The sequence below is a fragment of the Pedobacter sp. GR22-6 genome (genome assembly GCF_037402555.1).
In the GTDB taxonomy this organism is placed as follows: Bacteria; Bacteroidota; Bacteroidia; order Sphingobacteriales; family Sphingobacteriaceae; genus Pedobacter.
Genome location: NZ_JBBEUC010000002.1, coordinates 1,154,270 through 1,166,881, shown reverse-complemented (window position 1 = coordinate 1,166,881; position 12,612 = coordinate 1,154,270). Strand labels below are relative to the sequence as shown.

The window sequence follows — 12,612 nt, the reverse complement described above, 5'->3', positions numbered from 1 at the left end:
TTTTCTAAAGCCAATCGACTAACCATTTGACCGAGTAAAATTGCAAATCATATGCCGAAAATAATTTAGCCAAATCGGACAAAATTCTATTCATTCAAAACGGACACCAGTACATATATTATAAATCAGAGGCTTAACTGCAGATCTGAAGTGCCAACTACAGTTGTCAGAAAGTACAATTTTATGGGAATTGATTTTTCAAATCAACTATCTTTGAAAAAGAAACATCTCGCAAAAAAGGCACGCAATGTCATGCACCAGTCGACCAAAGATACATGCATCCAGTCTCAATTTTCTGGAGAAATTAAACAACAACAAAAATAGGGATTGGTTTAACCTTCATAAACCTGATTTTCTGGCAGAACAGAAATACATGGAAAATCTTGCCTCTTCTGAAAAAAAAGCCTATACAGGATCTATCGTGACACGCGTTTTTCGAGTGACAAAAGCCCCTTTAACGCCTATTGAAGCGGAATCAACTGGCAATGTACTTGGTATAGCAGGCAATTTTGCTTTAAACTGTTCTACAACATCCCATATAGAGGCATTTTCATCTTGTAACGGCCTTTGCGCTACATTCCTTTCATCAGTAAGGCTTTGTACTCGGCCAATTTTGGCTGTTCTTCTTTTATTAACACAGGAAATTCCAGTTGAAGTTCTTTTAAGGTTTGTTTTAAAATTTCACTGATGATAAGTCTTGCATACCATTTTTTATCTGCGGGAACAATATACCACGGGCTATTTTTGGTTGTCGTGGCCGAAATAGCCTCTTCGTAGGCCTGCATATATTTCTTCCATAATTTACGCTCTTTTAAATCAGCCGCAGCAAATTTCCAGTTCTTTTCGGGATCTTCAATTCTGCGCAGTAGACGTTTCTTTTGCTCAGTTTTAGAGACATGCAAAAAGATTTTGACAATCGCGGTACCATTGTCATAGAGATGTTTTTCAAAATTTTTGATGCTGTCGTACCTCTTTTTCCAGAACGCTTTATCAACTTGTTTCACATCAGTATATGCAGGTAATTTCTCATTTAAAATGTATTCAGGATGCACCTTACTAATAAGTACATTTTCGTAGTGTGACCGGTTATGGATACCTATACGGCCTCTTTCAGGGAGTGCGCGATAATGCCTCCATAGAAAATCATGATCATATTCTTCGGAGGTCGGTGTCTTGAAACTATAAACCTGGCAGCCTTGTGGATTCAGCCCTGACATGACATGCTGTATGGCACTGTCTTTTCCAGCTGCATCCATAGCTTGGAAAACTACCAATAAGGAATGAGAATTAGCGGCGTATAACTTCTCCTGGCTGTTGCTCAGTTCTTGCTTAATTTGGTCCATCTGTAGTTTTCCAGTTTCTTTTTCTACCTGCCCTTTATAGGTAGTATTGTAATTTTTTAGATCTACCTTTTTCCCACTAGGGACTAAATATTGCAAAATGTCTTCTTTCATTATTACATGCTGATTTAAAGTTCAACATTAAGAAAGACGATTTGTTTGTTACAGCAAAATATAGGTTTTAGCGTCAGTAATGATGTTTTTCTATCTAAATAAAAAAAACCTATATTTGTTCTCGCACTAAATAGCACATCAATGTAGGATCTGATTTCTCATCAAGACAATTCTAAAGGCTTATCACTTAGCCTAACTGTTCATTTTTGAAAGAGAAATTTATGTTTATACTACAAGGTGTTTCATATACACATCCCGACCGGGACATGTTGTTTGCGGATCTTAATGTCGCTATCAACAAACATGATAAGATTGCACTCATAGGCAACAATGGTGCTGGAAAATCTACTTTACTCAAGCTAATGGCCGGCATACTTGAACCTACATCTGGTATGGTCCAGACCGATCATACTCCATATTATGTACCTCAGCACTTTGGACAATTTAACAAAATGTCCATAGCAGAAGCATTAGGTATAGACATTAAAATAAATGCACTTTACGAGATTTTAGGAGGTCATGCTACATCTGAACAGATGGATATTTTAGCAGATGACTGGGATATCGAGGAACGATACAAACAAGCTTTCGCTCACTGGGGCTTATCAAAGTTAAACCTTAAGCAACTCATGGGCTCCCTAAGCGGCGGCCAGAAAACAAAGGTATTTCTAGCAGGTATAGACATCCATCAACCAAAAATTGTATTATTAGATGAACCCAGTAATCATCTTGATGTTGAGTCCAGAAATCTACTATATAACTATATCAGCAAAACTAACCAAACATTAGTTGTTGTAAGTCATGATCGGAAACTATTAAACTTACTTCATACTGTTTACGAACTAAGCAGAAGCTGCATCAAAATTTACGGGGGAAATTACGAGTTTTATGTTATCCAAAAGGATCTGGAAAACGAAGCCATGAGTCAAGACCTCAAAAGCAAGGAAAAAGCACTTCGAAAGGCTAGAGAAATAGAACGAGAAGCTTTGGAACGACAACAAAAACTGGATGCAAGGGGTAAAAAGAAGCAGGAAAAAGCTGGCGTACCCACAATTTTTATGAATACATTAAAAAACAATGCAGAAAAAAGCACTTCCAAAATGAAGGATGTACATGCTGAAAAAATTGAAGCGATTAAAGACGATGTGGGCAGACTGCGCAGGGGAATTGCAGAGACAGGAAAGATGAAAATCGGATTTGAGCACTCAGGAACCTACAAGGGGAAAACCTTGGTTAGTCTAAGCAATATCAATTTCAAATACGACATCACGCATTTGTGGGACTTCGAATTGTCATTAGATATCAGGAATGGTGACCGCATCGTTATCAAAGGGAATAACGGTTCCGGAAAAAGTACCTTAATCAAGCTAATTTTAGGAGAACTAGCGCCAGATCTTGGAAAGATCGACAAAGCGTCATTTAAGGCTATAGTTCTTGATCAGGATTATTCTTTGATCAATGACAATCTTAGTATTTATGAGCAAGCTCAGCAATTTAATACATCCGGTCTTTTAGAGCATGAAGTTAAATTAAGATTGAACCGCTTTTTGTTTGCACAAGCTAACTGGCACAAATCCTGCTCTTCACTTAGTGGTGGCGAAAGAATGAGGTTGGCGCTCTGCGGGCTGACCATGAATGCGATCGCTCCTGATATGATTGTCCTTGACGAACCGACTAATAACCTGGACATTCACAATTTAGAGATACTTACAGCAGCTATCACTGAATATAAAGGGACGCTTATCCTGGTCTCCCACGACACCTATTTTCTAGATGAACTGAAACCCTATTTCACTATAGATTTAAGTCCATAGCGCAATACAAACGAGTATTCGGAGGGCTTTAAATAGAATCAGGCTGCAACAGTCGAAAATCTGTTAAGACAATTCAAATTTATAGCCCACTCCTTTTACCGTAGCGACATAAGTCTCCCCTAACTTTTCACGAAGTTTACGTATATGCACATCGATAGTACGATTTGTCACCACGACTGAGTCTTCCCAAATATTTTTGAGGATTGATTCACGAGTGTATACTTTTCCTGGCTTAGATGCCAATAAATACAACAATTCAAATTCCTTTTTTGCCAACACTACTTTCTTGCCATTCTGATATACCAGATAAGCTTCTCTATCAATAACCAGATCACCGATTTCGACTTTGTTGTCAGATACTTCGTCTGCACTGGAATTTCTCCGCAAGATCGCATTGATGCGACTCACCAAAGCTCGTGGTTTGATCGGCTTAGCGATATAATCATCAGCACCTACATTGAAACCAGCTATTTCAGAATATTCTTCACTGCGTGCAGTTAGAAATACCATAAAAGTATTTTTAAATTCAGGGATAGCGCGCATGAGTCGACATGCTTCGATACCATCCATTTTTGGCATCATGATGTCCAGAATGATCAGGTCGGGATGCACCTTTTTTGCAATACTAATACCTTCCTGGCCATTATTGGCCAAGAACACCTGATAACCTTCCTTTTTCAAGTTATACTCGATCAACTCCAAAATATCCGGTTCGTCATCAACAATCAGTATCTTCTGTTTTACAGTGCTCATAGCTTTAATTATTTGTTACGAAATTAGGCAATCAATTATAATATAGCGTTAAACACAAGTTAACAAATTGTTAAGACACCAAAGTATATTAACATGGATTTAGGGTTAAAGTAAAGTTTTATTTAAGAAAGCATCCAACTCCTCACCTCGTAGTCCTTTAGCTACAATCTTGCCATTAGGATCGATGAGAAAAGAACTTGGAATGGCTTCCACTTGATATAAACGTACAGTAGCACCATCAAAATCACTGAGTTCACCAGCGTGGTTCCAGGTCAGCTGATCTGCTTCGATTGCTTTTTTCCATGCTGCTACATCCTTGTCCAGTGAAATACCCAACACGGTAAAATTCTTATCTTTAAATTGACGGTAAGCCTTAACCAGGTTTGGATTTTCCTGCCTGCAAGGCATGCACCAAGAGGCCCAGAAATCAATGAGCACGTATTTACCTTTGAAATCACTGAGCTTAACTGGCTTTCCATCAATGCCGTTGATTGTGAACTGAGGAGCGGGCTGCCCCACTTGTACTGCTTTCAACCCAGCCATTTTCTTCAAAAAATCGGTTACAGCCGCATTGTTGCTAAAGCTGCTTTTGATTTTGTCAGAATAAGCCACTACCTCTTTTTCATATTCAGCCGGGTTCAATAAATTGATGGCATAGAAGCCGGCAAGTGACGAAGAATTCGCCTCTGCAAATTTCAGAATAGCAGCGTTCAGCGCCTGTATTTCTGCATTATACTGAGGCCTTACCTGCTCCATGATCATATCTCTTTTATCGGGCTGTGCAGCTACAGTCTCCTCAAATTTTGACTGTATCGCATTAATACGGCCGATGTATTCATTTTTAGTCGTATTGAGTTCTTGTAATTTATCGGCCTCTCTTGCTCCGGAAATGTGGTAACCCAGATTTTTATCACTTAAATCGGCACTGATGCTGATCACATCGCCGTTCTTCGCAATGATCATATACTCATGGCTGTCTGCGGAGATTTTGAAAAAGTCGACATCTGCGGTACTATGGCTGAATCTAAATTCGCCTTTTTCTGAGAAGACCGTCGAATCCAGCGCCACGGCATTATCTTTCTGTAAGCCGAACAGGTAAACTTTACTTTGAGGGGTTGCATTCTTAAATTGGCCTTTAATTTCAAATTTATCATTCTCTTTGCAGGCTGCAAACGCGAGGCAAAGGATCAATAGATAGCTGATTCTTTTCATTTTATTTTAATTTTTCCTGTAGAATTTGATTTATTTTTTGTGGGTCAGCTTTTCCTTTGGCAAGTTTCATTACTTCACCTACGAAGAGTCCGAGCACACCTTTTTTACCTTTTTTGTAGGCTTGTACCTGGGCCTCAAATTTAGCAAGCACCTCATCTGCAAAACCTTCCAGTTCAGCGTTGTTCTCTGTGATCAACAGGTTGAGCGTGGCTGCCTGTGCAGCGGCATCGGTATCTTCCGAACCAATCAATGAGGGGATCAATTGCTGGAGTGCGATCTGTTGCGTAATCCGCTTATCGTCTACCATATTGATGACATCCGCCAGCTGTAATGCGGACAGTCCCAGTTCGGCAATACCAATTCCCTTCTCGCTCAACAAAGCCCTGATGGAACCGGTAAGCCAGTTTACGAGGCTTTTAGGCTGATTTACAGTTTCAAGTGCTGTATTGAAATAGCTAAGCAGCTCATGGTCTTCAGCTAGCATGGTTGCTTCAGCAGCATTCATGTGGTAGTCGCGCTGCAGATTTCTTGCGATCTCTCTCGGCAAGGCAGGCATATCAAATTTCAATTGTGCCAGCCATTCGTCTGAAATGTGTATCGGCGGCAGGTCAGGATCGGGAAAATACCGGTAGTCATTGGCTTCTTCCTTACTGCGCATGGGTGAGGTTGTTCCCTGATCTGCATCGAAATTAAGTGTACTCTGTATGATCTGGCCCCCATTTTCTATGACTTCCTTTTGTCTGCCGAATTCAAAATCCATGGCCCTGCGCACGTTTCTGATGGAATTGAGGTTCTTCACTTCACAACGGGTTCCGAACTCAATGGATCCTTTGGGACGGATAGATATATTGGCATCACACCTAAGACTTCCCTCTTCCATGTTGCCATCACTCACATCCAGGTGACGCACCAGTTTTCTCATTTCAGTCAGTAAAGCAGAGGCTTCCTCAGCACTGCGGATATCAGGTTCAGTAACGATCTCAATCAGCGGTACACCGGCGCGGTTCAGGTCGACGAATGAATACTGATCAGCCTGGTCATGCATACTTTTTCCGGCATCCTCCTCGAGGTGAATGCGGTTTATGCCAATCCGTTTTTCTTCCCCATTGCTGAGTACCACGTCCAGGTATCCGTTCTGACAGATGGGCTGATTGTCCTGCGTAATTTGGTATCCCTTAGGTAAATCTGCGTAGAAATAGTTCTTCCTGTCAAAATAGTTGACCTGGTTAATGCTGCAGTTGAGTGCCAGTCCCATACGGACTGCTTTGGCGACCACTTCTTTATTTAATTTTGGCAATGCACCGGGCAAAGCCAGAGAAACCGCAGAAATGTGCGCATTACCTTTGGCGCCGAAGGCAGCACTGTCTGAAGAGAAAATTTTAGTTTGTGTATTGAGTTGTACGTGTATTTCTAATCCAGATACCAGTTCGTATTCTGATGGGGAAACTTCTGTTTTCGTACTCATTTATAGGCAATAATTTATCTGAATCAATCAAGTTTGACATACAAACATAACCATTTATGCGTTATTAACGCAGGTTTGTAGCCACAATTATACTTATGGCATAAACTTTGAATTTGATATTACACACACAAATACTAAAAATCAATTCTATGAAACGACTAATTTTATTGACAATGCTCGGATTGGCATTCGCAATAGCACCATCAGCAAAAGCACAAGTTAGTATTAATGTCAACGTTGGCTCACGTCCACCTGTTTACAGGTACGTAGATTATGGCTATAACTATGGCTACGCAGCGCCAAGACCGGTGGTAGTACGGCACTACCATGTGAAACAAAGGCCTCATGTCCATTATCAAGCGCCAAAAAAATATTACAAAAAATCATTCAAGCGTTATGACAACCACAGACGTGTAGAACATAGAAGACATAGACATTAATTCAAATCGCCCCAATGATCACTGGGGCGATTTGCTTTCTAAAGCATATCAAACAATACTGAGGCGCTCATATAGGTCATGATGATCACTACAGCAGTTCCAAAGCAAGTAAGCCATAGCGGATGTTTATAATCTCCAATGATCCGCGTTTTATAGGCAGCAAATAAAATAGTTGCAAGTGTCACAGGCAGGATGAAACCATTGACTACACCTGCCATGATGAGCAAGCTCACCGGCTTTCCGACCCATATGAAGATCAATGTTGAGATCAGTATAAATCCAATGATCAGACTTCGTTCGTTGTCTTTGATCTTTTGATGAAAAGATTTGATAAAGGATACCGAAGTATAGGCCGAACCAATCACAGAAGTGATCGCAGCCGAAAACATCACCAGTCCAAACAAACGATAACCTAAATCACCCGCAGCCAACTGGAACACAGAACCTGTTGGATTTTCAGCGTTGATCTGCTGCCCCTGGGCGATAACACCTAGAGAAGCCAGGAACAGAAAAATGCGCACCAGTGACGCAACTGAAATGCCCATCACCGCGCTCTGGCTCACTGCTTTTAAAGCAGATTTCCCTTTGATACCGGCATCCAGCAGGCGATGGCCGCCTGAAAACGTAATGTATCCCCCGACTGTACCCCCAACAAGGGTAAGGATGGTCATTAAATCAATCTGATCTGGCGCAAAAGTCCGGAATAGGGCTTCCTGTACCGGAGGCTTAGAACTTCCTGCAATGTAAATAATCGCAATGACCATGACGGCACCCATCAGTTGCGCAAATTTATCCATCGCCTTACCCGCTTCTTTTATCAGGAATATCGCAATTGCCATTGCTGCCGACAGCATCGCCCCGGTACTCACCGGAATTCCCAGCAAGGCATTCAGACCGAGCCCCGCACCTGCGATATTTCCAATATTGAAAGCAAGTCCCCCCAGCACGATCAACAGGGAGATCAAACCACCGAGACCTGGCAAGAGGGCATTGGCGATATCCTGTGCGCGTTTCTCGGAAACAGCGATTACCCGCCAGATGTTCAGTTGCACACCAATGTCGATGATAACGGAAGTGAGGATAACGAAGCCGAAACTTGCGCCAAGGGATTGGGTGAATACGGTAGTCTGGGTAAGGAAACCCGGTCCTATGGCGGAAGTGGCCATTAAAAAGGCTGCTCCGATCAGTACGCTTAAATTTTTTCCGGCTTTCATTAACTTCTATTTTGTTGTGGTGACTTCATAAGGATACCTTCTTTATCAAAGTTTTGGTGGAGTGTTTGCACGAACTCCAGGGCATGACTGCCATCTCCGTGGATGCACAGGGTGTCTGCCCCTCCCGAATGAATCAGGCGCTTTACCTGCAGCACGGCCGCAGCAGGTTCGGTAATCAATGCGCCGGGCAGGTGACGCGGCCTGAGTGTGCCATCGGGCTCGTAGGTCCTGTCAGCAAAAATTTCCCGGGCCGAGGCGAGTCCGATGCGTTCCGCAGCGGCAATGAGCTCGCTTTCTGCCAGGCCGTAGAGTATCAACCCGGGAGATACCGCATAAATGGCTTCCGCAATTGCGTCGGCCAGTGAGGCTTTTACAGCAGCCATATTGTAGAGTGCGCCATGAGGCTTTACATGGTGTAAAACTCCCCCCTCAGCATGAACAAATGCCTGGAGGGCACCGACCTGGTAAAGTACCATATCATAGGCATCTTCCTCGCTAATGGTCATGTTTCGCCGCCCGAAGCCTTGAATATCCGGCAAGCCAGGATGTGCTCCTATGGCCACCCCATGTTTTATTGCACTTTTGACCGTGCGTTTCATGATCGCAGGATCCCCGGCATGAAAACCACAGGCAATATTGGCTGAGGTAACAAAAGGCATGATCGCATCATCATTGCCCATCTGGAAAGCACCGAAGCCCTCCCCCATGTCGCAGTTAAGGTCTATTGTATAATTGCTCATTAAAGAATTCCTTTAACCATTAAAGTATGTTTCAGTTGTTTGAATTGTTTTGCCCTTTGCTGAAGCAGCGCATGTGCCTCTTCCACGGTAACTAATTTAAAGCGGATCTGTTCTCCAGGTCGCTTTTGCGCAAGCAGGCTGAAGTCCGCACTGATCACCTGTGCGATCCGCGGATATCCACCGGTGGTCTGGTGGTCTGCCATCAAAAGTATCGGACTTCCTTTTCCGGTCACCTGTAACGTGCCAAAAGCGACGGCAGAGGACAACAGTTCACGGGCTTGTTTCAAAGGCAATTCGACGGATTCCAACTGATAGCCCATCCGGTCGGCGGCTGTACTCAATTTAAAATCCTGATGCTGAAGGGCTTGTTTAGCCTCTTCAGTAAACCAATCATATTCAGGCCCCGGAATGATACGGATTACCGGATCCTGAATGCCGGGGTACAATTTACTAAGGTCTGCCGACCAGTTTGACCTGGCCTGAGCACCAGTATATGGATTTGCAAATTCCAGGAAATCCCCTTTTTTCAATGCACGACCTTTAAAACCTCCAAAACCAGCTTTTATATAGGTAGCATGGCTCCCCAAAACCAAAGGAAGCTTAAAACCACCTGATGCAGTAATGTAGGTCCTGCAGCCCAGCACCCCTGCACCAAAACTGAGTACAGCACCCTTTTTCACAAAAACCGGCCGCCACATCTTTACAGGTTCCTGATCTATCCGGGGGGATAGATCACCTCCGGTAATGCAGATGAGCTGAGCCGATTCAAAAAGCAATTCGGGCCCCATTAGCGTACATTCAATGCCCGCGGTGTCTTCTGCATTTCCAATAAGTAAGTTTCCAATCCTCAACGCGAGGCCATCCATTGCCCCGCCGACTATAATTCCATCCTTCCTGTAGCCATTGCGGCCGAGGTCCTGAATGCTGCTCAGCAACCCAGGTTTCGTCACATTAATACCCATTGGCTATTCTCTCAAATTCTAATTCAGTAATTGGTACAAAACGCAGCTTATTGCCCGCTTTCAACAAGGAGGGTACTGTCCTGTCCAGATCAAATAATTTCAGCGGCGTCCGGCCAATGATCTGCCAGCCCCCGGGAGTCGACAGCGGGTAAACACCAGTCTGTTTTCCTGCTATCCCTACGGATCCTGCCGGAACCACTGCTCTTGGGCTCTCCCTTCTTGGTATTTCCAGGTCAGGATCCATGCCGCCCAGGTAAGGGAAGCCCGGGGCAAATCCGATCAGGTGCACCAGGTAATCCGGCTGGGTATGACGGAGGATTACTTCCCCATCACTCAAACCGCAATGCCGGGCAACGAGTCCCAGGTCCGGTCCCATCTCCCCTCCATAGCAGACAGGAATGTCCAAAATCCCAGGTTCCAAAACAGGTTCTTCAATGGCGATTTCATCCAGCATCTCTTCCAGGTTCTGCACGATCTCGGGATAACTGATCAGCAATGGATCATAAAACAAGGTTACACTCGTATACGCAGGCACATACTCAACCAAACCCTCAAAGGAATACTCGTCGAGAAAATGGCTGACCGCAAAAATAGTTCGTTGGACCAGGTCGCTTATGCTTTCTTCCAACTGAAGAATTACTGCAGTATCACCCAAAGGATAAAACCTAATGTCTTTTGAAGAAATTTCCATGAGCTGATTATTGAATAACAAGGTCAATTTACATTTTTTCCCTAACAAAGCATGATCTAATATTGGAATTGCAAATAAGTATTTAAAGCATTGTTAAATCGTTTTTTCAAAAAAATTGCGAAATAAAATTTCATTCCCTATCTTGGATTTAATAACCAAATAATACCTGTACCCCCACCTTATTATTCATCGAAACTGAAAGCCGGCAAATACTTGTCCGGCTGAGCTATGCATTACCTAACCAATTTATATTAACCTAATCAATCAAAAAAAATGCTCAAAAAAAATCATTTCTTGTTGCTCTACTTCGCCATAGGTCTCTCTATTGCAATGGTAAGTTGTGCTAAAAAAGACACGACATTTAATGCCGTGGAACTCCAGGTAGAACAATCGAAAATTGCGCTGCTCCCCGCCAAAAGTATCAATGTTAAAATCGAAAATGGAAACGGTGAATACCGCGTGAGTACTTCAAACGAAAACGTTGCCCGCGCCTCAGTGGCCGGAGACGTGGTTACAATTACCGCAACCAGCCTTCAGGACCGTTCACATGCAGTCATCATTGTGACCGATAAAGCCTTTAAAAGAACAAGTATTGATGTGGAAGTAGCTAAAGTCTTCAACCTGACTTTGGATCAAACTCAGGCGGCGCTGGAAGTAGATGTTCCTGGCAAAAGCGAGGTGGTCATTTCCATTAGCACAGGCAATTTTGGCTACAAGACTGAATTGATGGAAAACTCAGCGCAATTCGTCAGCCTTGACCCTGCAAAATTAGAAAGCTATGGTCAGCTCGGCATCAAAGCCCGCGCCGCCGGTATTGCAAAAGTAAAGCTGACCGATGCGCAGGGAAAGGAAGCGTTAATCACGGTCAATGTCAGCGCTCCCACTGCCCTTACCTTATCTAAAACCAACATCGCTCTCGATGCCATCCAGGCATCCGAAGAGATCAGCATCAGTTCCGGAAATGGCGGCTACAAGGCCACCATCGCGAATAAATACATAGCCAAAGCTTCTATCAGCGGCAATACCATCACCATCACCGGGAAAACAAAAGGCAACACCACAATGACGCTTCAGGATAAAAAAGGCAGGACGGTGACGGTCAATATTGCCATAGACGGTCCTGAATACGCTATGAATCTAAGCGACCAATATTTTGGTTACGCCAATTTTTCTGATATCGCGATAGTGGATGAGTCGATTAAGAGATGTAAACAAACCACCTTCGAACTTACCTGCAGAATCACGGGCTACAGAGGGCTGCAAACATTTATGGGCCTTGAAGGGAAATTGATGATCCGAGGTAAAAATGACGACTTCAGGCCTACACACCCAATTCAGATTTCCGGTTTAGGTGACAAAGTGGTATTGGAGAGCACTAAGAATTTCAACCTCAACGAGTGGATGAACATTGCATTGGTGGTCGACTGCGAGCGCAGTACAATTGGAGAAAGGTACAAACTATACATCAATGGCGTACAAGACGTCCTTGTAGTAGCAAAACAAGACGAAACCCATAGTACTATAGACCTGACCAGTTCAAGCGATGGAAACAGATTTGTTGTGGGCCGCGCTGCAGGTCAGGACTTCAGGGCCATGAAAGGCAGCGTTTCTGAAGCCAGGGTCTGGACCGTTGCCAGGACAGAGCAGCAGATCAAGGACAACATGTGTGGGTTGAAAGAAACCAGTCCGGCAGGATTACTGGCCCGCTGGAATTTTAATGCCGGTGCAGAGACTGAATATATCCAGGACAGCAACGGCGGGAAATATGAGACCAATCTAGTCATTGCAAATGCAAAAACAGGTGGGAGCTACAGCCCTTTCGCAGCATCAAAATCAGCATTCGTCAGCAAAGGCTGTCCTAATTAAT

At 43.5% G+C, this 12,612-nt stretch carries 11 protein-coding genes and 2 pseudogenes; 5 read left to right on the top strand and 8 right to left on the bottom strand.

Annotated elements, in window-relative coordinates; translation table 11 throughout:
- Positions 1-247: 247 nt before the first annotated feature.
- Positions 248-382: pseudogene (locus WAE59_RS25870) on the top strand (hypothetical protein); the annotation flags it as partial.
- A 17-nt stretch (positions 383-399) separates the two neighbouring features.
- Positions 400-468: pseudogene (locus WAE59_RS25865) on the top strand (DUF2461 family protein); the annotation flags it as partial.
- Positions 469-572: 104 nt separating this feature from the next.
- On the opposite strand, the gene WAE59_RS12560 reads toward WAE59_RS25865, so the two are convergent.
- The gene (locus tag WAE59_RS12560) at positions 573-1,454 is read right to left on the bottom strand and encodes a polyphosphate kinase 2 family protein (protein WP_337856311.1); all 882 of its coding nucleotides are present in this window, start codon (positions 1,452-1,454) and stop codon (positions 573-575) included.
- A gap of 206 nt (positions 1,455-1,660) precedes the next feature.
- Between WAE59_RS12560 and WAE59_RS12555 the strand changes: the two genes are divergently transcribed.
- Positions 1,661-3,268 (top strand): ABC-F family ATP-binding cassette domain-containing protein, encoded by a 1,608-nt coding sequence (locus WAE59_RS12555; protein WP_337856310.1) that lies wholly within the window; start codon positions 1,661-1,663, stop codon positions 3,266-3,268.
- Positions 3,269-3,331: 63 nt separating this feature from the next.
- Here the strand turns inward: WAE59_RS12555 and WAE59_RS12550 are convergent, their stop codons facing one another.
- The 3 genes from WAE59_RS12550 to gatB all read right to left on the bottom strand — a co-directional run bounded on the left by WAE59_RS12550 (position 3,332) and on the right by gatB (position 6,698).
- Complete coding sequence (locus WAE59_RS12550; RefSeq protein WP_337856309.1) at positions 3,332-4,021, bottom strand: response regulator transcription factor; 690 nt, start codon at positions 4,019-4,021, stop codon at positions 3,332-3,334.
- Positions 4,022-4,126: 105 nt separating this feature from the next.
- On the bottom strand, positions 4,127-5,233 hold the full coding sequence (locus WAE59_RS12545; RefSeq protein WP_337856308.1) for a TlpA disulfide reductase family protein: 1,107 nt from the start codon (positions 5,231-5,233) through the stop codon (positions 4,127-4,129).
- Between the two features lies 1 nt (position 5,234).
- The gene (gene gatB / locus WAE59_RS12540; RefSeq protein WP_337856307.1) at positions 5,235-6,698 is read right to left on the bottom strand and encodes an Asp-tRNA(Asn)/Glu-tRNA(Gln) amidotransferase subunit GatB; all 1,464 of its coding nucleotides are present in this window, start codon (positions 6,696-6,698) and stop codon (positions 5,235-5,237) included.
- Between the two features lie 149 nt (positions 6,699-6,847).
- Here gatB and WAE59_RS12535 point away from each other — a divergent pair, with 149 nt between their 5' ends.
- Positions 6,848-7,138 (top strand): hypothetical protein, encoded by a 291-nt coding sequence (locus tag WAE59_RS12535; protein ID WP_337856306.1) that lies wholly within the window; start codon positions 6,848-6,850, stop codon positions 7,136-7,138.
- A 38-nt stretch (positions 7,139-7,176) separates the two neighbouring features.
- On the opposite strand, the gene WAE59_RS12530 is transcribed toward WAE59_RS12535, so the two are convergent.
- The 4 genes from WAE59_RS12530 to pxpB are packed head-to-tail and all read right to left on the bottom strand — an operon-like array spanning position 7,177 to position 10,745.
- Complete coding sequence (locus WAE59_RS12530; RefSeq protein WP_337856305.1) at positions 7,177-8,352, bottom strand: NRAMP family divalent metal transporter; 1,176 nt, start codon at positions 8,350-8,352, stop codon at positions 7,177-7,179.
- Positions 8,352-9,092: a LamB/YcsF family protein gene (locus WAE59_RS12525; protein ID WP_337856304.1), complete on the bottom strand. Its 741-nt coding sequence runs from the start codon at positions 9,090-9,092 to the stop codon at positions 8,352-8,354. Before WAE59_RS12525 ends, WAE59_RS12530 begins: the two co-directional genes overlap by 1 nt.
- Complete coding sequence (locus WAE59_RS12520) at positions 9,092-10,054, bottom strand: biotin-dependent carboxyltransferase family protein (protein ID WP_337856303.1); 963 nt, start codon at positions 10,052-10,054, stop codon at positions 9,092-9,094. Before WAE59_RS12520 ends, WAE59_RS12525 begins: the two co-directional genes overlap by 1 nt.
- Positions 10,044-10,745, bottom strand: coding sequence for a 5-oxoprolinase subunit PxpB (pxpB, locus tag WAE59_RS12515; protein WP_337856302.1), 702 nt, complete (start codon positions 10,743-10,745; stop codon positions 10,044-10,046). The genes WAE59_RS12520 and pxpB overlap by 11 nt, the downstream gene beginning before the upstream one ends.
- A gap of 273 nt (positions 10,746-11,018) precedes the next feature.
- Here pxpB and WAE59_RS12510 point away from each other — a divergent pair, with 273 nt between their 5' ends.
- Positions 11,019-12,611 (top strand): LamG-like jellyroll fold domain-containing protein, encoded by a 1,593-nt coding sequence (locus WAE59_RS12510; RefSeq protein WP_337856301.1) that lies wholly within the window; start codon positions 11,019-11,021, stop codon positions 12,609-12,611.
- Position 12,612 lies beyond the last annotated feature (1 nt).

Bases quoted from the DNA above. Each gene is read 5' to 3' on its own strand.
- WAE59_RS12560 (WP_337856311.1), bottom strand. From the start codon at position 1,454: ATGAAAGAAGACATTTTGCAATATTTAGTCCCTAGTGGGAAAAAGGTA.
- WAE59_RS12550 (WP_337856309.1), bottom strand. From the start codon at position 4,021: ATGAGCACTGTAAAACAGAAGATACTGATTGTTGATGACGAACCGGAT.
- WAE59_RS12545 (WP_337856308.1), bottom strand. From the start codon at position 5,233: ATGAAAAGAATCAGCTATCTATTGATCCTTTGCCTCGCGTTTGCAGCC.
- gatB (WP_337856307.1), bottom strand. From the start codon at position 6,698: ATGAGTACGAAAACAGAAGTTTCCCCATCAGAATACGAACTGGTATCT.
- WAE59_RS12535 (WP_337856306.1), top strand. From the start codon at position 6,848: ATGAAACGACTAATTTTATTGACAATGCTCGGATTGGCATTCGCAATA.
- WAE59_RS12530 (WP_337856305.1), bottom strand. From the start codon at position 8,352: ATGAAAGCCGGAAAAAATTTAAGCGTACTGATCGGAGCAGCCTTTTTA.
- WAE59_RS12525 (WP_337856304.1), bottom strand. From the start codon at position 9,092: ATGAGCAATTATACAATAGACCTTAACTGCGACATGGGGGAGGGCTTC.
- WAE59_RS12520 (WP_337856303.1), bottom strand. From the start codon at position 10,054: ATGGGTATTAATGTGACGAAACCTGGGTTGCTGAGCAGCATTCAGGAC.
- pxpB (WP_337856302.1), bottom strand. From the start codon at position 10,745: ATGGAAATTTCTTCAAAAGACATTAGGTTTTATCCTTTGGGTGATACT.
- WAE59_RS12510 (WP_337856301.1), top strand. From the start codon at position 11,019: ATGCTCAAAAAAAATCATTTCTTGTTGCTCTACTTCGCCATAGGTCTC.